Raw genomic sequence first — 21137 nt, 5'->3', positions numbered from 1 at the left:
GTGTATCTCCTTGAAAGTTCTTGCGATTAGCTGTTGGCGAAGGTGCCAAGAAGTTCCTGGTGCTCCCCGTGGGCCGGCGGGATGCTGCGGTATCGGGCTCCGGTGCGCGAGAGCCCGATGGGGCTGGCGATCTGCTCGGTCACCTCTCCGGTGGCCGGATCGGTGATCAGCGCGACCGGATCCAGGCCGAGTTCCTTGGCGAAGTCGATGGCCTCGGCGATGGAGTTGACCTTGCCGGCGGGGACTCCCACGGACATCAGCGCTTTGGCCCAGTGCGCGGCCGTGGCCGACACGGTGGCCGCTTCGATGATGTCCTTCAGTTCGGTCCGGTGGGCCACGCGTGCGCTGTTGCTGCCAAAGCGCGGATCGTGGATCAGTTCCGGCTGGCCCAGGTGCTGGGCCAGGGCGGCGAACTGGCGGTCGTTGCCTACCGCGATCGCCACGACGCCATCGCTGGCTGCGAAGGTTTCATAGGGGGCGATGCTCGGGTGCGCGTTGCCCATGCGTGCCGGGGATTTTCCGGTGGCCAGCGTGCTGCTGGACTGGTTGGTCAGCCCGGCCAGCAGCGAGCCGAGCAGGTTGATGCTCACCCGCTGGCCGATGCCGCTGGAATCGCGTTCGCGCAAGGCCAGCAGGATCCCGGCCACCGCATTCTGCGCGGCCAGAACATCCACCAGGGCCACGCCCACCTTGCTCGGCGGCCCCGACGGTTCGCCGGTGATGCTCATCAGCCCGCCCACTGCCTGCACCAGCAGGTCGAAGCCGGGCAGTGCCGCACCCTGCTTTTCGCCGAATCCCGAGATGGAGCAATAGACCAGTGCCGGATTCAGTTCGCGCAAGCTCTCGTAGTCCAAGCCGAATTTTGCCAAGACACCGGGACGGAAATTCTCCACCAGCACGTCTGCCTCGCGGATCAATTCGCGCAGGGCGTGCAGCTGTGCCGTGTCCGCAAAGTCGGCGACTACTGCCTGCTTATTGCGGTTCACCGACCAGTAGTAGGTGCTGATGCCCTGGGCGTTGACCGGCGGCTTCCAGCTGCGGGTCTCATCCCCGGCAGCGCTTTCCACCTTGAGGACATCGGCTCCGAAGTCCGCCAGGGTCATGGAGCACAGCGGTCCGGCCAGGATGCGCGAGAGGTCGATGACCTTGATCCCTTCGAGCGGTTGGCTCATTCGCTTCCACACCTTCAATCCACAAAAATTATAAGTTACATGTTGCATGCAACTCTATGTCGCGCAGATCACCTTGGCAAGGTGTTCGGATAATTCATTGCCCTCTAGCGGCCCATTGGGCTCAGGCTTGATGCTAGGAAATCAAAGCGTCCAACCGCTCCAAGAACGGTTGCGCGTCCAGTCCCTCGGTCCGCGAGCAGACGGACTTAATCAGCATCTGCGCGGTGCGCTTGACGTGATCGCGAACCGCCGTTGCGGCGGCATCCGGATCCTTGGCAAGAATCGCTGCCATGATTTCCTCGCGGTCCCCGGCCAGATCCTGGCTGGACCGGGCGAAAGGCACCGTGGTCTGCCCGTGGGCCAGGACCAGGTTGCGCAACTCCCCCACCACGTTGTCGAGCTTCGCGTTGCCGGCCAGCCCCAGCAGGTAGAGGTGGAATTCCTTGTCCGCTTCCAGCGTTGCCCGGCCATCACCGGTTTCACCGATCTCGAGCATGCGTTGGTGCAGCGACTTCAGCTGCTTGATGTCATCCTCCGTCGCATTCCGCACGCCACGTGAGGCAGCAGCAGGCTCAATGGCCAGCCGCAGCTGGAAGACTTCGACAATCTCGTCCAGGGAAATCTGGTTGACGCGCACCCCGCGGTTTTTCGCCACGGTCACGATGCCCTCTTTTTCCAGCAGCTGCAGGGCCTCGCGCACCGGAGTCCGCGAGACGCCCAGCTTTTCCGAGATGCCGATGGCTGAGTAGTGCTCCCCCGGAGCCATCTCGCCGGCAACGATGGCAGCGCGGATCATCGTGGACACCTGCTCGGTCAGGGACGCCTTCTGCTGGATCGGTTGCATGCTACTCATGGTTTGAAGCTTATCCTGATTCGCCTCCGCGACAACGCCACGCCCGCTAGACCGTCTTGCGCAGCGGCACTTCCTTGATGAGCACGATGCATACGAAGGCGATAACTGCCACGGCTGCCGAAACGGTGAAGACGATTCCTGTCGCCTCGCCATAGGCGGCTTCGACCACCAGCCGCAACGCATCGGGCATCCCCGAAAGATTCAGCGAATCCTCGGTGGCCGGTGCCGCGGAAAGCTGCCCCTTGGCCGCCAAGGATTCGGTGATGAGGTCAGCCACATTGCGGGACAGCAGCGCGCCGAGCACCGCGACGCCTGCCGAGCCGCCAACTGAACGGAAGAACGCCACCGAAGAGCTCGCCGCACCGATGTCGGTGACTTTCACCGTGTTCTGCACCGAGAGCACCAGGTTCTGCAGCATGAACCCCATGCCCACGCCGTTCAGGAACATGCCGCAGGCCAAGATCCAGTATTCGGTATCGTGGTGCATCGTTCCCAGCAGGCCAAGGCCGGCGATATTGAGGATTGAACCGATCAGCAGGTAGATTTTCCACCGGCCGAAGCGGGTGATCATCTGTCCCGAGAAGACCGATCCGAAGTAGTTGCCGGCGATCATCGGCAGGGTCATCAGCCCGGCCATGGTGGGCGTGGCTTCGCGGGCGATCTGGAAGTACTGGCCGATGAAGGCGCCGGTGCCGAACATTCCCACGCCGATCGAGATCGAGGCGAGGATCGCCAGCGACGTAGTCCGGGTGCAAATGATCTTCAATGGAATGATCGGTTCGGGAACCCGCGATTCCACGAGCAGCAGTGCGAGGGCCAGCAAGATGACCGTCGAGACCATGGTGTAGGTCTGCCACGAATTCCAGCCGAAGTAATCATCCTTGCCCACATAGGACACCCAGATCAGCAGGATGGAGACGGAGGTGGTCAGCAGGATGGCACCCACCCAGTCGATGTGCACCGGGCGCTTCACGTGCTTCAGGTGCAGGGTCCGGTGGATCAGGATCATCGAGAGCAAACTGATCGGAATGCCGAAGAAGAAGCACCAGCGCCAGCCAAGTGGCGAGTCCACGATGAATCCACCCAGCAGCGGGCCTGCCGCGGTGGAGACAGCCATGACCGCGCCGAAATATCCCGAATAGCGTCCGCGCTCGCGTGGCGGAATGACCGTGCCGATGACCGCCATGCCCATGGCCGTCAGCCCGCCCATGCCGATGCCCTGGATGACCCTGGCGAACAGCAGCACTGGGATCGACCAGGCAAGCCCGGCCAGCAGCGAGCCGAGCACGAACACCAGGATGCCCGCTTGCAGCAGCTTCTTCTTGTCGAAGAGATCTGCCATCTTGCCCCAAATGGGAGTGGTGGCGGCATTGGCCAGCAGCGTGGTGCTCAAGACCCAGTTGAAGTCGGTTTGCGAACCGCCCAGGACATCCATGATGGTCGGCAGGGCAATGGACACGATGGTCGCCGCGAGCATCGCGGCGAAGAAGGATGCCAAGACTCCAGCGATGGACTTGAGCACCTCGCGCTGGTCCATCTGCGGCTGGTCCGCGGCCACCTCGGTGAGGTCGGTAGGACGGTCTTTTTCCGGCATGCTCTTATCCAAGGTCGGTATTTTCTGCGTTGTTTCCGGTGGTGCTTTGCTCGGTGCCGAACTGATCGGTGCGCTGGGATTGGATACCGCGGATCATCGTATCGTTCAACTCGCCCAAAGAGTGGGCAACACTGGCCATGCGGGAGCTGTCCCAGTCGGGAAGGACCTGGCGCATGCGCTCCAGGCGCAATCGGTCGCGGAATTCAAGCCGCTCGCACCCCGCCTCGGTCACCCAAAGCACATGGCGGCGGACATCGATTTGGCTGGGCCGCCTGTCAACCAGGCCCGACTGCTCCAGTTCCGCCAGGTGCCGGCTCATTGCCGCAGTGCCGATGCCGAGGACCTGGGCAAGGTCGGCAGCATGCGTGGGTTCACGGGATTTCAGCGTCTTGAGCACATGATGGGAGGCGTTGGAAACCTCGGGATCCGTCTGGTCCATATGCGAGAACACGCGTAGGATCCTGGAACTGCGCGCCAGCTCGTCGAGCAGGCTCTTGAGCTCTGAATCCGAATGGCTGTCTGGAGACTTGACCACGATCTATTGGCTGCCTATCTATTGTCTTTCCACCACAGTAAGTTTGAATAGTTGCTTTAGTCAACGTTTTGGCGTTCCGTGCCAGCGGTAAGCTGGACTTCGTGAATGATCAGCGAGTCCAAGCCCGCACCAACAACGCTGAAGAACTGCGCCTTGCAGCGCTTGAAGCAGCTCGCCAGTCCGCCGAACTGCTGCGCGCTTCTTTCCGCGGCACCGTGCACGCCGAACACAAAACCAGCACGCATGATCTGGTCACCGACATCGACCGGCGCAGCCAGCGGATCATCACCGACGCGCTGCTCTCGGCCTGCCCCGGTTCCTGGGTGCTCGGCGAAGAGCGGATCTCCGGCGAGCACGGCCAGCAGGCTCCCGGCAAGGTCCAGTGGATCGTTGATCCGATTGACGGCACCAGCAATTTCGTCCACGGCGTGGCATTCTTCTGCATCTCGATCGCCGCCGCCATCGATGGCCAACTGGTTGCTGCCGCAATCCTCGATCCGATCTCCGGCGATGAATTCAGTGCCAATTCGGATACCGCATTCCTCAATGGACAAGTCCTTGAGCCCGGTGCCCGTCCCGAGCAGTCCCGCGCCAACCTGATGACCGATTACCCGGGAGCGGAATCCATGCTCACCGACGGAGATCTGTCGCTGAAGCTTCTGGGCCAGTGGATCCAGGACTTCGCCACGGTGCGGCGCAAGGTCTGCGCCGCGTTGTCCCTGGCCCATGTGGCCGCAGGCTGGTGCGATGCCGTGATCGGTTTCGATACCAAGGTGTGGGATGTGGCCGCCGGCGCGCATCTGGTTCGCATGGCCAAGGGCACGTTCCGCGGCCTGTCCTACGGGCAACCGGGGCTGGCCGACCACCACTGCCCCGGATTCATCGCCCAGGGGCCAGGTGCCGACTATCCCTCACTGGCCTCCGCTGCCGAGCAAATCCACCAGCTGCGCACCGGCCGCTGAGCCGACAAAGCAGACAATATCGAAGTTATTGGCCCCACCCCTCGGCTTTGGCCGGTTTCGGACGTACCATGGCGGCATGGCACCACTAATTAACCGGACCGCACACTCCGCCGTGCGGCACCATGGTGGCGGAGGGGTGATCCTGGGAGGCATCGGAGCAATTCTGCTATTCGCTACCTTCGCAGTGATGTTGGCAGCCCAGTCCCTGGACTGGGAGCCACTGCTCATCGGCATTTGCCTGGGCGTCTCGACAGTGCTTTTCGGCGTGGTATTCCACTTCACCCACTGACCTGCACCGTTTCACCATCCAGTAATCACCACGGCCCCGGACCCACCGCTCTTGCGAGCAGCGGATCCGAGGCCGTCGACGTGTCCGGATGCCTTTACAGGTGCGTGGGCGCGAACATCTTCAGCAGGGTGCGGACCACAATGACGTTCGGCCCGTCCGCCTCCAGCGCCTCGGCGAGCGCGGCACCGATGCCTTCCGGTTCCACCGCCCGGGCGGGGATGCCAAAGGACTGGGCCAGCGCGACGAAGTCGGGCCGCGCCAGCTCGGTGGCTGTGGCCTTGCCGAAGGCTCCCTCCATGTACTCGCGCAGGATGCCATAGCCGCCATCATCGACGATCAGCCAGGTGACTGGTGCATGGTGCTGCTTGGCGGTGGCCAGCTCGGCGATAGAGTACATCGATGAGCCGTCTCCGCTGACCGCCAGCACGCGCTGCTTCGAGCCGATGGCTCCGCCGATCGCGGCGGGGAAACCGAAGCCGAGGCCGCCGGCGCCCTGCGCGGAATGGAATTCGCCGTCCTTGGCGTCCCAGCAGCTCCACCCCCAGTAGGCGGCAATGGTCATGTCCCAGAAGGTCTGCATCCCTGCCGGGACGGCGGCCCGGATATCGGCCATGAACTTCCGCTCCTTGCCCAGGTCCTGGGCATCCAGGCGGGCCTGCACCTTCTCCAGGGTCTCGGCCACCACCTGCTGCGGGGTGTTCCCATGCCACGAGGCCTGGGCGGTGAAGCCGGTCTTGCGCATTTCCCCATCGAGGAATTTCAGGGCCTCGCGGGCATCGGCGCGGATGCCCAGGGCGGGGGTGTTGGATTCGAGCACGCGCGGCTCGGCGTCGATCTGGATCATCTTGCCGCGCGGTTCCAGGGTGAAGTAGTTGCTGGTGACCTCACCCAGGGATGACCCGATGACCACCAGCACGTCGGCATCTTCCATGACTTCCGAGACGTAGCGGTCCTCGACCCACGACTGCAAGGAGAGCTCGTGCTCCCAGGGGAAGGCGCCGTTGCCGCCGGGGCTGCACAGCACCGGGGCCTGCAGCTTCTCCGCCACGGCCAGCAGCTCGGCCTTAGCCCCGGCCCGGCGCACGCCGCCGCCGGCGATGATGGCCGGGCGCTTCGCCTCGGCCAGCCAGCGCATGGCTTCGCCAATCAGCTCTTCGCGCGGCGGATGCTCGTAGGCTTCGGCCAGGGCGTCCTGCACCGGCGGCACCATCACCGGCGCGAGCAGCACGTCCTGCGGCACTTCGACCCAGACCGGCCCCATGGGCACGGTGATGGCCCGGGCCCAGGCGTCCTGGATGGCCGAGGGGATGCCGGAGGCATGGTGCACGGTCTGCTGGAACTTGGTGACATTGGCGGCCGAGGCCTTCTGGTCATCGAGCTGGTGCAGCATGCCCTTGCGGCGGGCGCCCAAGCCGTCCAGCGGGATCTGGCTGGCGACCACGACCATCGGCACACCGGTGGCGTAGGCTTCCTGCAGCCCGGCCAAGGAAGTCAGCGCCCCGGGGCCGGTGGAGAGGAACAGCACGCCCACTTCCCCGGTGGCACGGGAGTAGCCGTCGGCGGCGAAGGCGGAGTTGTTCTCGACGCGCGAGGAGATGAATTCCAGGCTGGAGCGCGAGAGCGCGTCGAACAGTCCCAGGGCGTGCTGCCCGGGGATCCCGAACACGGTCTTGGCGCCGAGTGCGGTGAGGGTCTCGATGACCAGGTCGCCGCCGTTGCGTTGCGGTTGCTCGCTCATGAGGCATTCATTCCCTTGCTGGCGCGGAAGTCGCTGATCAGGCTGATCAGGTCGTAGGTGACGTGGCTGGCGGCCACGCCGGTCAGTTCCGCATGGTCGTAGGCGGGGGCCACTTCCACGATGTCGGCGCCGACGATGTTCAGCCCGCGCAGCCCGCGCAGGATTTCAAGCAGCTCGCGGCTGGTGATGCCGCCGGCTTCCGGGGTGCCGGTGCCCGGGGCGTGCGCCGGGTCCAGCACGTCGATGTCCACCGAGATGTACAGCGGGCGGTTGCCGATGCGGTCCCGCAACTTGTCCACGATTTCGCGCACGCCCTGGTAGTAGACATCCGAGCTGGTCACGATGCCGAAGCCGAAGCGCTTGTCGTCTTCCAGGTCCTTCTTGCCGTACAGCGGGCCGCGGGTGCCCACGTGGCAGATCGCCTCGGTATCCAGGATGCCTTCCTCGACGGCACGGCGGAACGGGGTGCCGTGGGTGTATTCGGCGCCGAAATAGGTGTCCCAGGTATCCAGGTGCGCGTCGAAGTGCAGCATCGCCACCGGTGCTCCGGCGCGCTGGGAGGCGGCGCGCAGCAGCGGCAGCGCGATGGTATGGTCGCCGCCCACGGTGACCAGGGTAGAGCCGTCGCTGGTCAGCTCCAGCGCGTTGTGCTCGATGGTCTCGATGGCCTCGTTGATGTTGAACGGGTTGACCGCCATGTCCCCGGCGTCTGCCACCTGGCTCTGCGCAAAGGGCGAGGTGTCGGTGGCCGGGTTGTAGGGGCGGATCAGGCGCGAGGATTCGCGCACGTGGTTGGCGCCGAAGCGGGCGCCGGGACGGTAGGACACACCGGTATCGAAAGGCACGCCAACGATCTTGATGTCGGCCTGCTCCACCTGGTCCAGGCGCGGCAGCCGGGCGTAGGTGCCGCCCCCTGCATAGCGGGGAATCTCCGCGGCATTGATCGGTCCCAGCCGGCCATTTTCCTCGATGCGGATTTCCTTCATCGCAACTTCCTCCCCAGACGCACGAGGACCACAGCCCAAGTTGTCTAATATGAAACTTCAGTTTTCCATTATGCTATTTTGTCTGCTGGGTCACGTCAAGATCCAACGACAGGGCCAGGCAGAATGCGGGCATAAAAGGGCGCAAGCCGCAGTCCGGGAAAGGACTGCGGCTTGCGCTGGGATTCCAGGGAGGAAAAGTGAGGAGATCAGCTGGCAGCGCTGCGGATCTGCTGGGCAAGCACCCCCAATCCATCGCGCAGCAGTTCTTCGCCGATCACCAGCGGCGGCAGCAGGCGCAGCACGTTGCCGTGCGTGCCGCAGGTCAAGGTCAGCACCCCGGCGCCATGGCAGGCCTTGGAGACCGCGGCGGCCACATCAGGGCGCGGCGCCAAGCTGCCAGCGTCGGCGAACTCGATAGCCAGCATGGCTCCGCGGCCGCGCACTTCGGCCACCACCGAGGTCTGCCGCACCAGCGGTTCAAGGATTTCGCGTGCTACCCGCTCAATGAGCTGGGCATTTTCCAGCAGCGCCCCGTCCTCGAACTGCTCGAAGACTGCCAGCGCCGCTTCGCAGGCCAGCGGGTTTCCGGCATAGGTGCCGCCCAGGCCTCCGGCGTGCGGGGCATTCATCAGCTCCTTGCGGCCGGTCACCGCAGACAGCGGCACTCCGTTGGCCAGCGCCTTGGCCGTGAGGATCAGATCGCCTGCCACGCCCTCGTGCTCCGAAGCAAAGAGCTTTCCGGTGCGCCCCATGCCGGTCTGGATCTCGTCGATGACCAGCACGATGCCGTGCTTGTCAGCCAGCTTGCGCAGGCCCGGGATGAATCCGGCCATCGGAACCACGAAGCCTCCTTCGCCCTGGATCGGCTCGATCACCATCGCTGCGAAGGACTGCGGGCCGTGCTCCACCAGGGTCTGCTCGACCGAGGCCAAGACCGCCTCGACGGTAGCCGCGCCGGCGGCGGGACGCAACGGGTTCGCCGAAGCTGCGCGCACAATATGCTCGGGCATCGGGCCGAAGTTCAGCTTGTACGGATTGACCTTGGCGGTCATGCCCATGGTCAGCAGCGAACGGCCATGGTAGGCCTCGTCGAAGACCAGCACGTTGGCCCGCCCGGTGGCGGCGCGAGCAATCTTGACCGCGTTCTCCACGGCCTCGGCCCCGGTGGAGAACAGCGCCGTGCGCTTCTCGAAGTCGCCGGGGGTGTGCTGGTTCAACCAGCCGCACACCTGGGTCAAGGATTCGTATTCGGTGACCATGAAGCAGGTATGGGTGAAGTCTTCAAGCTGCTTGGCCACGCGTTCGGCCACGCGGCGGTTGGCAGCACCCAGTGACGTCACGGCAATCCCCGAAGCGAAGTCGATCAGGCGATTGCCATCGACGTCTTCGATGATCCCGCCATCGGCCCGGTTGACGAAGACCGGCAGGGTCATGCCAAACCCGCTGCTGACCTGCTGCACCCGCTGCTCGTGGAGCGCAGCTGAGCGGGGGCCGGGAATGCTGGTGGCAAGATGGCGGGTCTGGGGCAGGGTTGGCGCGTCGATGGCGGCAAGGGTTTCAGTCATGGCTCAAGCCTAGAAATCCGCGTGACACGCGTCATTGGCCATTGCATCCAAACTCGGCATCCTTCTTGGATAATTTACCCAATGATTACTCTTTTGCAGCTCGGCACGGAATTGGGTGCCGAATTCCTCCCCGCTACTGCCGGAACCTTCCGGGCCCTGCCGGTCAGCGGGGTGCATGTCTCCGAGCTGGAGGATCCCACCGCCTACTTGGATGGCGGCGAGCTGCTGCTGACCACCGGCATGCCCTTCGCCGCCAGCGCTGAAGCTTCCCGCGCCTACATGCGCCGGCTGCAGGCCAAGAAGGTATTCGCTTTGGGACTGGGGCTCGGTCCGTGGCTGCGCGCCGTGCCCGAGCATGTCGTCGAGGCCTGCGACCAGGCCGGCATTGAGCTGGGCATCGTCCCCGACCAAATCCCATTCCAGAATATTTCACGGGCTTACTGGCGCCTGGCCTCACGCGACCAGGAGTCGAACCTGATGGGCTCGTTGGGCACCCAGACTGCGCTGGCGCGGGCCGCGGTCCGTCCGGATGCCATCAATGCCGTAGTGCGCGGCTTGGCCGAAGCCCTGAAAGGCTGGGCCGCCTACCTCTCGGTCGATGCCCGCCCGGCGACCTGCTACCCGGCGTCAGCCGAAGCATTCCTGGACGAGCTCCGCCGTGAATCCATGCGTTTCCGGCGCAACGGCATGCCCGCGGCGTCCACGTTCGAGGTCCAGGGCCACGAAGTGGTGCTCTACCCTATCCTTTCCGGGACCAGGATCCAGGGATATCTCGGCGTATCCGCAGGCCGCAAGCCGACCAAGGCCGACCGGCAGATCATCATGACCGCGTGCACGCTGCTGTCCCTGCGCGCCAGGCAGCGGGAATTGGCCGCCAGCACGCATCAGGCGCTCAGCGCGGCCACCGCCAAATTGCTGCTGCATGGCCAACCCGAGGCGGCGCGCCTGGTCGGGGAAGACGCCGGGTTGGACAGTTTGCCTTCCCGCGTGCGGATCCTGGTGTACCGGGCAGGAGCCAATACCGATGCCGCGACCGCGCTGCATGCGTTGCCTTCGCTCCAGCGTCCAGCGGCGTTGCCCGATATCTCCGCCGCGGTCGAAGAATGCCAGCTCCACTACCAGGGTGGCTCCGAAAATTATCTGGTCCTCCCCGAACCAGCGGAACATCCCGGCACAGACGCGCCGCTGGCGCCGCCGGCCGGCAGCACCACGGAACCGATGGCGCGCGAACCATTCGATTCCCCGGCACCCGAGGTCCGGGCGGTGCTCTCCCACCCGCTGAACCTGGCCGAGATCCCCGCCAATCTCCCTGCCCTGCGCCACGCGCTGGATGCTGTCCCGGTGGGGACCATGGCCCCCAGCTCCCCGGGCTTCGATGCCAGCGCGGAAACCTGGGTCACAGCTCTCGCCGAATACCCGCGCGCCGATCTGCTTTCGGCGGCCACCTCCTATCTGCGCCATCGCGGGCATTGGGAGGAAGCCTCCCGCGAACTGGGCATCCACCGCAATTCCCTGCGCCACCGCATCAGCGTGGCGCAGGATGTGCTTGGCATCGACCTTGATGACCCGGATGCCGCCGCCTCGCTATGGCTGGCACTTCGCCGGACGCAGAAATAAGCATGCCGCGGGATCTGGCAGTACCAGATCCCGCGGCGTGCTTCGGGTGCAGCGGACCTCAGCCCTTGAGCCGCGTTGAGCTTGGGTTCGGCGCAACGGTGCGGCGCCCCGCCACTGCATCCGGCCCGGTGGCACCGAGCTTGGCCTGCTGGCGGATGCTCAGCTTCTGCAGCAGCTCCTCTTCGGCGAATTCGCCCGGGGCGACCCCGCGGGGAACCCGTAGCAGGAAGCCCGTGCCCAGCACCCACCATGCAGCGAAGAGCAGCCACGGCTGCCAGGCGATGGCCGCCGGCATTCCCGGAAGGTACAGCGAGATCAGCCCGGCGCAGAACACCACCGACAGCACGCCGATTACCTTGCCGCCGTTGCCCGCGCCGCCCACGCGCAGCGGGCGCGGCATCTGCGGTTCGCGCTGGCGCAGGATCAGGAAGGCCACGCCCACCAGCAGGTAGGCAATCACGATCGATGGCGAGCCGGAATCCACCAGCCAGCCGAGCATGGCGGAGCCGAAGAATGGAGCCAGCACCGACAGCCCGCCAATGAAGAGCAGCGCGTGGCTCGGGGTGCGGTGCTTCGGATGCAGGTAGGCGAACCAGCGCGGCAGCATTCCCGAACTGGCCATCGCGTACATCAGCCGCGACGCACCCATCAGCAGGGAATTCCACGACGTGAGGATCCCGGCGATGCCGCCGGCGATCAGCACCTTGGCCATGATCCCGGAATTGAACAGCGCCCCCATCGCGTCAGCCGTGGCCAGCTCGGATCCGGCGAGTGCGGAAGCGCCCATTCCCGAGGAGGTGGCCAGGATGATCCCCACGTACCAGGCGGTGGCGATGAGCACCGAAACCACCACGTACTTGCCGATTTTCCGCGGGGCGATGTCGCATTCCTCGGCGGATTGCGGGATCACGTCGAAGCCGACGAACATGAACGGCACCACGATCATCACGCCGAAGAACCCGGCAACCCCGTTCTTGAAGAACGGTTCCATGTTCGTGCTCTGGCCGCCGCTGAATGCACCGGCAAGCAGCATGGCGCCGATGACAAAGAGGAAGATCACCACGAAGGTCTGCACCACACCGGCGGTCTTGATGCCGCGGATGTTGATCCAGGTGATCGCCACCGCCCCGGCTACACCGACCAGAGCCCAGGTCAGGTAGACCTCGGAACCGGCGATTTCCCATAATTTGATGTGCGAAAGATCCGGGAAGAGGTAGAGCACGGATTTGGGCAGGGCCACTGCTTCGAAAGCCACGATCGTGATATAGCCACCGACGATCGCCCACGAACCGGCAAAGGACCAGCGGGCGCCCATGGCGCGCAGCAGATAGTTGTGCTCGCCTCCAGCTTTCGGCATGGCGGCAACCAATTCGGCGTAGGTCAGGCCCACGACCGCCATGATCGCGCCGCCGACCAGCATGGCCAGCGCGGCTCCTATCGGACCGGCGGTGGTGATCCAGTCGCCGGTAAGCACGACCCAGCCAAAGCCGATCATCGCGCCAACACCTATGGCCAAGGCGTCCCAGCGGCCCAGGACCTTCTTGAGTCCTGGTTCTGCGGAGTGGTTCTTTGCGGTGTTTCCTGCCATGGCATTCCCTCCTGGAAAGATGATCAGGATCACACTATGCGCAAACACGCCACAACGTATTGGGTGTTTTGACTATATTTCAGGCCATTTCATCCAAACCGGGAGCTCAGGCCGCCGCGGAGCCCTTCTTGCTGGCATTCACCAGCGCCCGATCGACCTCATGGATGCCCAGGGCGAAGCCCGCGGACATCACCAATGACTTGATGGTCAACTCGGAAAGGTCATCGGCCACGTATACCAGCTGGATCGGGCCGGCCAGGATGAGCAGGATGGCGGTCCACAACGCATAGATCCAGGAGGTGCGCGCCTGCGCCATCTGCGGGAAACGGGCACGCCGGCGAATTGTCCGCACGCCGATGGTCACGATGACAACAGCGAGAATCACGGCGCCGAGGAAGAAGAAATTGCGCTGGGTGCGGATCCAGGTCAAGGTGGTGCCGACAAGAACGCCGAAAAGCACCGAAGCCCACCAGCTGATGCTGCGCAGCTGGTCCTGCGTCGCGGTTGGTTCGCCTGTCTTCACGCCTCTCCCATCGCCAATTGTTCCGAGCGCCCGGAACAACGCATCGTTCCTAGAATACGCGGTTGCCCACCCCGCCAGCGAACGCGCAGCCGCATCGCGCCGAGCGTGCCGTGGCAGCGGGCGCAGGGGCTGGGCTCAGGAGAGGATCAGCGTCCAGGTCACCACGGCCGGCTCATCGGAAGGGTTCTCCCAGCTATGCGGCTCGCGCCCCGGGAAGGTTACGGTGTCGCCCGCTTGAAGCTCCAGCCGCTGGTAGGGCAGGATCAGGATGAATTCTCCGGCGATCACGTGCAGCACTTCCAGCTCGCAATCCATCGAATACAGTTCCGCTTCGCCAGTGCCCCTCGGCGAAATCTCGGCGCGGATCATCTGCAGCCGCTTTTCGCTGCGTGGCGTCACCAGCTGCTCGGTGATCCCATCGCCGCCCAGTGAAACCCGGGGTGCCTGGTCCAGGCGCACCAGCTTCGTTTCCGGAACCTCGAAAAGCGTGCCGACCTCGATGCCCAGCACCTCGCACAAGCGCAGCAGCGTCGCCACCGATGGGCTGGTCAGGTCGCGCTCCACACGCGAGAGGAAGCCCTTGGTCAACCCGGAGAGCTCGGCGACCTGGTCAATGGTCATGCGCTGGGTCTGCCGCACCCCGCGCAGCCGCGCACCGATGTTGATCGCAGCACCGGTTGGTTCAACGGGAAGGGTTTTCATCGTTTGGCTCCATCGACGTCGTGGGCGGCAGCTGCAGCCGCAAGCACTGGGTTTTCACGGCCTGCGGGCAAGTTTACCAATGGTAAACACGCGATGCCCTAGCACGGGCTCACCACGGCCACTAGACTCTGTCCATGGACAGCACCAAGGACAGGCTCTGCGGGTACCTGGGCGAGGCACGCGAGAATGCGATCTTCAAGGCCGAGGGCCTGGCCGAGCAGCTGGCCCGCACCCCGCTCACCCCTACCGGCACCCATATCCTGGGCGTGCTGCACCATCTGGTGATCAACGAATACGAGTATTTCGGCACCTGCCTGCAGCGCGAGGCCAACGACGCCTATGTCCGCGAGTTCATCTCGCCTCATGATCCCGACGCTGATTTCCTTCCGCCTGCGGACATGGACGGGCAGCAGCTGATCGGCCTGTACCGCAAGGCCATCGCCTTCGCGGACGAAGGCATCGCCGCTTTGGCCCTGGATTCTGCAGTGCACGTCCCGTGGTGGGGGCCGGCCAGACATACCACCTTGGATCATCTGCTCATCCATGCCTTGGCCGAGACCTCCCGGCATGCAGGGCAGCTGGATATCATCCGCGAGCAGCTCGACGGCCGTGCCGGCTGGACCGCGACGCTGGATTTGCTGCCCGGCTACACCACGGCGCAGTGGGCTGAACACCGCCAGAAGCTGCAGCAGCTGGCCGATTCCCTGGCCCCGGAGAACTGACTGGAAGTCATATTACGCAGTACGGCTTCATCTGGCGCCGCATGCGGCGGTACGCTCGGAATTGTTGCTTCACGAGACGCGGCGCCAAGCTCCGACTGGCCGCGCACCAACCCCAAGTTCATGGGTGGTTCGGATGAAGAAGCGGTCCGCGCATCAACTGGTGCACGGGCAAGAGCTCGCCAGAGAGTTGATATCCATGGCTATCCCGATTCTTCCCATCATCGACCGCCAGACCGGCCAGGTGCAGTTCACCGCCGAGGGGCGCTGGTGCACCCGCTACGTTGCGCACCCGCTCCAGCTCGAACGCCTCATCGCGCGCTGCTCCCGCCGTCCGGCCTTCGACCCGGACACCTCAGAATTGCTGCTGGTGGTGCCGGCGGCCGGGAATCCGGCCGGCAGGCGCTATGCATTTAGCCTTGCCAAATTCCCAAGTCCAGGGGCGCTGGCTAAAGTGGAAAGCTGAGCCGATCCACGGGTTTCCATGGGAAACCCCACGTTCCAGGAGAGCCTTTTCGAGATGCCACAGCACCCAGTCGCCGAACCGACCAAAGCGCAGATCCAGCGATGGCGCAAGTATCTCGCCGATGAAGTCGCCGAGGGCGCCATCTACCGCGCCCTGGCGGAAAAGAAGACCGGGCAGGAACGGCAAATCCTGCTGGGCCTGGCCGAAGCCGAAGCGCGCCACGAATCCCACTGGCGCACGATGCTCGGCGAGCATGCCAAGGAAGTCCGACCGTCGCTGCGCCGCACCATGCTGCGCTTCCTCGCCCTGCACTTCGGGTCGGTGTTCGTGCTGGCCATGGCCCAGCGCTCCGAAAGCAGCTCCCCCTACCGCCATGACAAGGATGCCACCGCGCAGATGGCTGCCGACGAACAGGTCCACGAGGAAGTCGTCCGGGCCCTGGCCACGGCAGGCCGCGCGCGGCTGTCGGGCAACTTCCGCGCCGCGGTCTTCGGCGCCAACGACGGGCTGGTATCCAATCTGGCATTGATCATGGGCATCGGCGCCACGGGCGTTTCCTCGACCTTCGTGCTGTTCTCCGGCATTGCCGGCTTGCTGGCCGGCGCGCTGTCCATGGCGGCCGGCGAATACGTATCGGTGCGTTCCCAGCGCGAGCTGCTGACCGCCTCGCGGCCCACCCAGGTCACGCTGGCCGCAGCCCCGAACCTGGATCTGGACGCCAACGAGCTGGTGCTGATCTACAAGGCTCGCGGCATGAGCGACGAGGACGCCGAGCACCGGGCCGCCGAACGCATGGGCCTGTTCACCTGCGACTGCAACCCTGATTTCTCGCTGAACCCGGAAGGCCGCGGCGACGAACTCGAAAAGGAGCACCAGGAGCTGGGCTCGGCCACCGGGGCGGCCGCCACCTCATTCCTGCTCTTCGCTTCCGGCGCGGTGGTGCCGATCCTGCCTTACATCTTCGGCCTCTCCGGCCTGGCCGCGATCATCGTGTCGGTGGTGCTGGTGGGCATCGCCCTGATGATCACCGGCGGCATCGTGGGCCTGCTCTCCGGAGCCTCCCCATTCAAGCGCGGGTTGCGCCAGCTGGCCATCGGCTGGGGCGCGGCGGCCGGCACCTACTGCCTGGGCCTGATCTTCGACGTCAACGTCAGCTAATACGCCACTTGGCATCAAGAATGCCCCGGACTAGTCTTCCTTTGCCGGCCGGGTGCGCCGGCGCAGGGTTTCCATGGACTGGATGAACGCCAGTGCTTCCTCGGCGGTGTCCACCAGGGCGATCTTCTGCTCCATCACGCGCTCCTTGGCCAGGGCCTGGAGCAGCGGCCACGCGGGCAGATCCCGGCTCCAGTAGTCCTTGCCGATCAGCACCATCGGCACCACGCGGGCACCGGTGGCGTAGTAGTTCTCGCAGGCATCCTGGAAGATTTCCTGGACCGTGCCGGCCGCCCCGGGCAGCACGACCAGCCCGCCGTTGGACTGCTCCAGCAGGATCGCCTCGCGAATGGAATTGGTGAAGAACTTGGCGATCTGGGTGGCAAACAGATTCGGCGGCTCATGGCCGTAGAACCAGGTCGGCACGCCGAGCGACTGCCGATGGCTGGGGAAACGCTCCTTCACCATCAGGGCGGTTCTCGCCCAGCCAGTGCGCTGATGGATCGCATCAGGCGCTTCGGCAAGCATCTGCAAGGCCGTCGCAATATCATCTGCCCCGTAGTCGGCCAGCCACGCACCGGCATTGGCCGCTTCCATGGCTCCCGGTCCTCCCCCGGTGGCCACCGCGTAGCCAGCACGGGTAATCATGCGCCCGAGCTCCAAGGCCTGCGCGTACTGCGTGGTGCCCCGGTTCATCGCATGCCCGCCCATCACCCCGATGATCGGAGTGTCCTTGAACGTTCCCTCATACACCTGAGAGACCAGCGCCTGGCCAATGTGGTGATCGTGCAGGGTCCGGGCCAGCGCACTGTGATCGCTGTCGGCATTCGCCGCCGCATGCTGCTGGGAGTACGCGTATATTTTGGCATCGGGCACCTGCTGGTAGGTCTGCGTCCAGATGCCCGAGTACAGCTCTTCTGCCGTGTACAAGCCGCGGGCTCCGGTTTCGAACGGCAGCTGCGCCCCCGAGCTCATGCACAGCCCGCCCGTCGCCTGAACGATCTGCTGGCCTTGGCCGGAAAACTGGCAATCGATGAACAGCGCTTCGGAAAGATCCAGCGATTTCAGCACGGTATCCCGTTCGCGCAGATCCACGCGGTGCACGCGCCAGCCTTTTCCGTGGGCATGGTGGGAAACCAACGCTTCAGCGGCGAGACGGTCGAATTCGACGAGCGAGGTGATGTTCACTGCTCGGGCAGGAAGGTAGGGCCACACGTGGGACATGCGTCAACGCTACGTCATGGATAGTGATTATTCACAGAAGGGCCCTTCAACTTTCGCGACGGCCCGGAACGTGAAACGATGAGAGGATGACTGAATCTGTTCCACCAACCATTGATGCCCGCCATTTACTGGCTTTTCTGGGCAACGTTCCTTTCTTCTATGGAAAGAACCTGGCCGCAGAAGCAAATTCCGTGGTTGACGTGGAATTCGATGAAAGCACCGGGCAGATCGAGGGCACAGTCACCGATTCCGGCGAAGAATACTCTCCGATGATCCAGGTCCACTTGGAGGGTGGCGAGTGGAAGATCGAATCCTGCGAGTGCACCTGCGACGCACCAGGCATCTGCTCTCATATCGCGGCTTTGGCCATTACCTCCAATAAGATCGCGTCCCAGCCTCGCCCGCTGCCGGTCCATGAAGAGAAGCCGGACACCGTGTGGTCAAAGCAAATCGATTCATGGTTCGAGGAGTCCGAGCCGGGCCCGGCCGACGGGCTGCTCGGTTCACAGCACGATCCGGTGGTGCCGATGGCGTTGCAGTTCCTGCTCTTCGATTCGAAGGACGCTACCCAGCAGCAGCAGTGGATGCCGACCGGGACCATCCCGCACCCGACCCGCAACAAGCGCTTCCGCTTGGGCGTGCGCCCCATGGTCCGCAATGCCGAAGGCCGCTGGGTGCGCGGCCAGCTGCGCTGGACCACCCTGGGCTTCAAGACCTACGGCTGGAACCTGCTGCGTGCACAGCACCACTGGTTCACCCGCTTCGCCTCCATGGCCCGCAGCGACAGCCAGTTGCAGTTCAAGGTGGACGAGGACTGGCTGTTCCTGGACGAGTACGCTTCCGAGCTGCTCTGGCCGCTGCTCGAACAGGCTGGCGAGCTGGGCATTGCGCTGATCACCACCCGTTCCGAGCAGCGCGTGCGGATCGTTGATCCGGCCAGCTTCAGCATGCAGGCCTCCCTGGATGAGCAGCAGCTGCAGCTGGACGGCGTCCTGCACATCGCCGGGCAGGATCTCGTGCTTGATCCGGAGGCGCCCAGCGGTGTCATCGCCGAGCATGGTTTCTATGCGCAAATGGCCCAGCCCGATGAAATCTGGCTGGCTCCAAGCACCGAGCCGGTTCCCGGCGCGCACCGCCGCTGGTATATCGACCGCCGCCCGGTCACCGTGCCCGTACCGGAGATCAACGACTTCTTCGAATCCTCCTACCCTCGCCTGGCTCGCCGTTTCGAGCTGCGCAGCGTCAGCGACGAGCTGGTCCTGCCGGATCTGAAACCTCCCTATGTGCACGCCACCGTGGTCTACAAGCGCGAATTCAACGAGAACAAGGAACCGAACGACACCGCCGCGCTGGACTTCCAGATCCGCTACCCGGGGATCCCCAGCGACCAGGAAGTGTACGACGTGGAGGCCGAGGAACTGCTCCAGGCCGCCGTGCATGAGGTGTTCCTGGCGCATGAGGAAGCCGGCAACCCCAACCTGTCGCCGAAGTTCTACGCACGCGATGACACCATTGATTTCGTTACCGAGATCCTGCCCGCGCTGGAACGCCTTCCGGAGGTCCAGCTCGTCGAGCAGGGCACCCGGCCGACCTTCCGCCAGCTGCGTGAACTCCCCCAGCTGAAGATCAATGCCGTGAATCATGAACGGACCGACTGGCTCGATCTCGGCTTGCTGATCACCGTAGGCGACCATGAGGTTCCCTTCTCGCAGATTGTCGAGGCCATGAGCAATGGCCAGATGAAGCTCCGCCTGCCGGACAACACCTGGTTCTCGCTGAACCACCCGATGTTCGCCAAGCTCAAGGCGCTGGTTGACGAAGCCCAGGCAATGAACGACAAGCCGAAGGAGGGAGACCTGAAGCTGACGGTCTTCCAGATCTCGATGTTCGAAGAACTGGACGAGATGGCTGAAGGCATCGACGGCGCTGACCTGTTCATCGCACGCATGCGTTCGCTGCTCAAGGTCGCCGAGGCACACCATGCCCAGGTTCCGAACACGCTGGACGCCCAATTGCGTCCCTACCAGGTGGAGGGGTTCCACTGGCTCTCCCGCCTGTACGAGGGCGGCTTCGGCGGCATCCTCGCCGATGACATGGGCTTGGGCAAGACCCTGCAGACGATTGCCCTGATGCTCCACGCCCACAAGCTCTGGGCGGATCCCGAGGCCTGCGCCCAATTGCCGGCAGCCCAGCGTACCCGCCTGCCGTTCCTGGTGGTTGCCCCGAGCTCGGTGGTGTCCAACTGGGAAATGGAAATCAACAAGTTCGCCCCTTCCCTGCGGGTCGTCAGCGTCGAGGGCACGTTGCCGTCACCGCGGCAGCTTCAGGAACTCGCTCAGGACTACGATGTCATTCTCACGACCTACACCCTGCTGCGCCTGAACGACGAGATCTACGAAGCGCAGCGCTTTGCCGGCCTGATCCTCGACGAGGCGCAGTTCGTGAAGAACAAATCCACCAAGGCCCACCGGACCGCGGTGAACCTGCAGACCAATTTCAAGTTGGCAGTCACCGGTACCCCGATGGAAAACAACCTGTCCGAGCTCGGTGCCTTGCTGTCGCTGGTTGCTCCGGCGTTGTTCCTGAACACCACGCGCTTCAATCGCCAGTTCGCCCGGCCCATCGAGGTCTTGGGCGACAAGGAAACCCTCGCCTTGCTGCAGCGCCGGATCAAGCCGTTCATGCTGCGCCGCACGAAGGAATCGGTGGTGCTGGATCTTCCGGCCAAGCAGGAGCAGCAGATTCTGGTGCGCCTGTCCGAAGAGCACCAGCATGTCTACGACACGCATTTGAATCGCGAACGCCAGAAGATCCTGCACCTGGTGGAGGACCTGGATCGCAACCGCTTCACCATTTTCCAGTCGCTGACGCACCTGCGCATGCTGGCTCTTGAGCCGTCCCTGGTGGATCCGGAACTGTCGGATATCCCCGGCTCGAAGCTGGAAGCTCTCTTCGACCAGCTCGATGACGTGGTGGGCGAAGGACACCGCGCGCTGATCTTCAGCCAGTTCACCTCATACCTGAAGGTGCTGGCCGACAAGCTGGCCGAGCGCGGCGTGAGGTTCGTGTACCTCGATGGCAATACCCGCAACCGTTCCAAGGTCATCGAGCAGTTCAAGGAAGGCGAAGCACCGCTCTTCCTGATCTCCTTGAAGGCCGGCGGCTTCGGCCTGAACCTCACCGAAGCCGACTATTGCTTCTTGCTGGATCCGTGGTGGACCCCGGCCGTTGAAGCCCAGGCGATCGACCGCACGCACCGCATTGGCCAGACTCGGCAGGTGATGGTGTACCGGATGATTTCCCAGGGCACCATCGAGGAGAAGGTTGTGGCACTGCAGGAAAGCAAGCGCAAGCTGATTTCGACGGTGATGGATGAGGCCGATGGATTCTCCAAGGCCTTGACCGCCCAAGACATCCGAGGACTGCTTGAGTAACAGGTTGATTAAATC

At 64.2% G+C, this 21137-nt stretch carries 18 protein-coding genes and 1 riboswitch; of the genes, 7 read left to right on the top strand and 11 right to left on the bottom strand.

Features of this window, described 5'->3' with window-relative positions; all coding sequences use genetic code 11:
- Positions 1-26: 26 nt before the first annotated feature.
- The 4 genes from ATK23_RS00260 to ATK23_RS00245 all read right to left on the bottom strand — a co-directional run bounded on the left by ATK23_RS00260 (position 27) and on the right by ATK23_RS00245 (position 4154).
- On the bottom strand, positions 27-1172 hold the full coding sequence (locus tag ATK23_RS00260) for a CaiB/BaiF CoA transferase family protein (protein WP_066140161.1): 1146 nt from the start codon (positions 1170-1172) through the stop codon (positions 27-29).
- Between the two features lie 133 nt (positions 1173-1305).
- Positions 1306-2025: a GntR family transcriptional regulator gene (locus tag ATK23_RS00255; protein ID WP_167550496.1), complete on the bottom strand. Its 720-nt coding sequence runs from the start codon at positions 2023-2025 to the stop codon at positions 1306-1308.
- A gap of 46 nt (positions 2026-2071) precedes the next feature.
- Positions 2072-3631, bottom strand: a complete 1560-nt coding sequence (locus tag ATK23_RS00250) for an MFS transporter (RefSeq protein WP_083515526.1) — start codon at positions 3629-3631, stop codon at positions 2072-2074.
- Positions 3624-4154 (bottom strand): MarR family winged helix-turn-helix transcriptional regulator, encoded by a 531-nt coding sequence (locus ATK23_RS00245; protein ID WP_066140169.1) that lies wholly within the window; start codon positions 4152-4154, stop codon positions 3624-3626. The genes ATK23_RS00250 and ATK23_RS00245 overlap by 8 nt, the downstream gene beginning before the upstream one ends.
- Before the next feature lie 101 nt (positions 4155-4255).
- Here ATK23_RS00245 and ATK23_RS00240 point away from each other — a divergent pair, with 101 nt between their 5' ends.
- Both ATK23_RS00240 and ATK23_RS16140 read left to right on the top strand, forming a co-directional pair.
- Positions 4256-5116: an inositol monophosphatase family protein gene (locus ATK23_RS00240; protein ID WP_066140393.1), complete on the top strand. Its 861-nt coding sequence runs from the start codon at positions 4256-4258 to the stop codon at positions 5114-5116.
- A gap of 76 nt (positions 5117-5192) precedes the next feature.
- Positions 5193-5405: a hypothetical protein gene (locus ATK23_RS16140; RefSeq protein WP_141358216.1), complete on the top strand. Its 213-nt coding sequence runs from the start codon at positions 5193-5195 to the stop codon at positions 5403-5405.
- 94 nt (positions 5406-5499) lie between these two features.
- Here the strand turns inward: ATK23_RS16140 and ATK23_RS00235 are convergent, their stop codons facing one another.
- From ATK23_RS00235 to ATK23_RS00225, 3 genes are all read right to left on the bottom strand, one after another.
- Positions 5500-7143: a thiamine pyrophosphate-binding protein gene (locus ATK23_RS00235; RefSeq protein WP_066140173.1), complete on the bottom strand. Its 1644-nt coding sequence runs from the start codon at positions 7141-7143 to the stop codon at positions 5500-5502.
- Positions 7140-8129 (bottom strand): agmatinase, encoded by a 990-nt coding sequence (gene speB / locus ATK23_RS00230; RefSeq protein WP_038990019.1) that lies wholly within the window; start codon positions 8127-8129, stop codon positions 7140-7142. Before speB ends, ATK23_RS00235 begins: the two co-directional genes overlap by 4 nt.
- Positions 8130-8335: 206 nt before the next feature.
- A complete protein-coding gene (locus ATK23_RS00225) occupies positions 8336-9694 on the bottom strand; it encodes an aminotransferase class III-fold pyridoxal phosphate-dependent enzyme (RefSeq protein WP_066140179.1) in 1359 nt (452 codons plus the stop codon).
- An 81-nt stretch (positions 9695-9775) separates the two neighbouring features.
- On the opposite strand from ATK23_RS00225, the gene ATK23_RS00220 reads away from it, so the two are divergent.
- Positions 9776-11311, top strand: a complete 1536-nt coding sequence (locus tag ATK23_RS00220) for a PucR family transcriptional regulator (protein WP_066140181.1) — start codon at positions 9776-9778, stop codon at positions 11309-11311.
- Positions 11312-11369: 58 nt separating this feature from the next.
- On the opposite strand, the gene ATK23_RS00215 is transcribed toward ATK23_RS00220, so the two are convergent.
- From ATK23_RS00215 to ATK23_RS00205, 3 genes are all read right to left on the bottom strand, one after another.
- The gene (locus tag ATK23_RS00215; protein WP_083515527.1) at positions 11370-12899 is read right to left on the bottom strand and encodes an APC family permease; all 1530 of its coding nucleotides are present in this window, start codon (positions 12897-12899) and stop codon (positions 11370-11372) included.
- A 106-nt stretch (positions 12900-13005) separates the two neighbouring features.
- Positions 13006-13422 carry a hypothetical protein gene (locus ATK23_RS00210; protein ID WP_066140182.1) on the bottom strand — a complete coding sequence of 139 codons (417 nt, stop codon included), beginning with the start codon at positions 13420-13422 and terminating at the stop codon, positions 13006-13008.
- Between the two features lie 135 nt (positions 13423-13557).
- Positions 13558-14124, bottom strand: a complete 567-nt coding sequence (locus ATK23_RS00205) for a cupin domain-containing protein (protein WP_066140187.1) — start codon at positions 14122-14124, stop codon at positions 13558-13560.
- A 134-nt stretch (positions 14125-14258) separates the two neighbouring features.
- Between ATK23_RS00205 and ATK23_RS00200 the strand changes: the two genes are divergently transcribed.
- From ATK23_RS00200 to ATK23_RS00190, 3 genes are all read left to right on the top strand, one after another.
- Positions 14259-14846: a DinB family protein gene (locus ATK23_RS00200; protein ID WP_066140190.1), complete on the top strand. Its 588-nt coding sequence runs from the start codon at positions 14259-14261 to the stop codon at positions 14844-14846.
- 67 nt (positions 14847-14913) lie between these two features.
- A riboswitch (SAM riboswitch) is annotated at positions 14914-15027 on the top strand.
- A gap of 15 nt (positions 15028-15042) precedes the next feature.
- Positions 15043-15309, top strand: a complete 267-nt coding sequence (locus tag ATK23_RS00195) for a hypothetical protein (RefSeq protein ID WP_066140192.1) — start codon at positions 15043-15045, stop codon at positions 15307-15309.
- Positions 15310-15363: 54 nt separating this feature from the next.
- Positions 15364-16467 (top strand): VIT1/CCC1 transporter family protein, encoded by a 1104-nt coding sequence (locus ATK23_RS00190; RefSeq protein ID WP_066140196.1) that lies wholly within the window; start codon positions 15364-15366, stop codon positions 16465-16467.
- Between the two features lie 30 nt (positions 16468-16497).
- Here ATK23_RS00190 and ATK23_RS00185 read toward each other — a convergent pair whose 3' ends face one another.
- Positions 16498-17688 (bottom strand): LOG family protein, encoded by a 1191-nt coding sequence (locus ATK23_RS00185; protein WP_083515528.1) that lies wholly within the window; start codon positions 17686-17688, stop codon positions 16498-16500.
- An 86-nt stretch (positions 17689-17774) separates the two neighbouring features.
- On the opposite strand from ATK23_RS00185, the gene ATK23_RS00180 reads away from it, so the two are divergent.
- Entirely contained in the window at positions 17775-21122 is a 3348-nt protein-coding gene (locus ATK23_RS00180) for a DEAD/DEAH box helicase (protein WP_066140198.1), read from the top strand.
- Positions 21123-21137: the final 15 nt, after the last annotated feature.

The organism is Glutamicibacter nicotianae, from assembly GCF_002797775.1.
Lineage (GTDB): Bacteria > Actinomycetota > Actinomycetes > Actinomycetales > Micrococcaceae > Glutamicibacter > Glutamicibacter nicotianae.
The sequence above is the reverse complement of the archived record's forward strand: the minus strand, read 5'-3'. Positions and strand labels throughout refer to the sequence as shown.

Coding starts and splice junctions, on each gene's coding strand:
- ATK23_RS00205 (WP_066140187.1), bottom strand. CDS start 14,124: ATGAAAACCCTTCCCGTTGAACCAACCGGTGCTGCGATCAACATCGGT.
- ATK23_RS00185 (WP_083515528.1), bottom strand. CDS start 17,688: ATGTCCCACGTGTGGCCCTACCTTCCTGCCCGAGCAGTGAACATCACC.
- ATK23_RS00220 (WP_066140181.1), top strand. CDS start 9,776: ATGATTACTCTTTTGCAGCTCGGCACGGAATTGGGTGCCGAATTCCTC.
- ATK23_RS00200 (WP_066140190.1), top strand. CDS start 14,259: ATGGACAGCACCAAGGACAGGCTCTGCGGGTACCTGGGCGAGGCACGC.
- ATK23_RS00180 (WP_066140198.1), top strand. CDS start 17,775: ATGACTGAATCTGTTCCACCAACCATTGATGCCCGCCATTTACTGGCT.
- ATK23_RS00260 (WP_066140161.1), bottom strand. CDS start 1,172: ATGAGCCAACCGCTCGAAGGGATCAAGGTCATCGACCTCTCGCGCATC.
- ATK23_RS00255 (WP_167550496.1), bottom strand. CDS start 2,025: ATGAGTAGCATGCAACCGATCCAGCAGAAGGCGTCCCTGACCGAGCAG.
- ATK23_RS00195 (WP_066140192.1), top strand. CDS start 15,043: ATGGCTATCCCGATTCTTCCCATCATCGACCGCCAGACCGGCCAGGTG.
- ATK23_RS00225 (WP_066140179.1), bottom strand. CDS start 9,694: ATGACTGAAACCCTTGCCGCCATCGACGCGCCAACCCTGCCCCAGACC.
- ATK23_RS00235 (WP_066140173.1), bottom strand. CDS start 7,143: ATGAGCGAGCAACCGCAACGCAACGGCGGCGACCTGGTCATCGAGACC.
- speB (WP_038990019.1), bottom strand. CDS start 8,129: ATGAAGGAAATCCGCATCGAGGAAAATGGCCGGCTGGGACCGATCAAT.
- ATK23_RS00190 (WP_066140196.1), top strand. CDS start 15,364: ATGCCACAGCACCCAGTCGCCGAACCGACCAAAGCGCAGATCCAGCGA.
- ATK23_RS16140 (WP_141358216.1), top strand. CDS start 5,193: ATGGCACCACTAATTAACCGGACCGCACACTCCGCCGTGCGGCACCAT.
- ATK23_RS00215 (WP_083515527.1), bottom strand. CDS start 12,899: ATGGCAGGAAACACCGCAAAGAACCACTCCGCAGAACCAGGACTCAAG.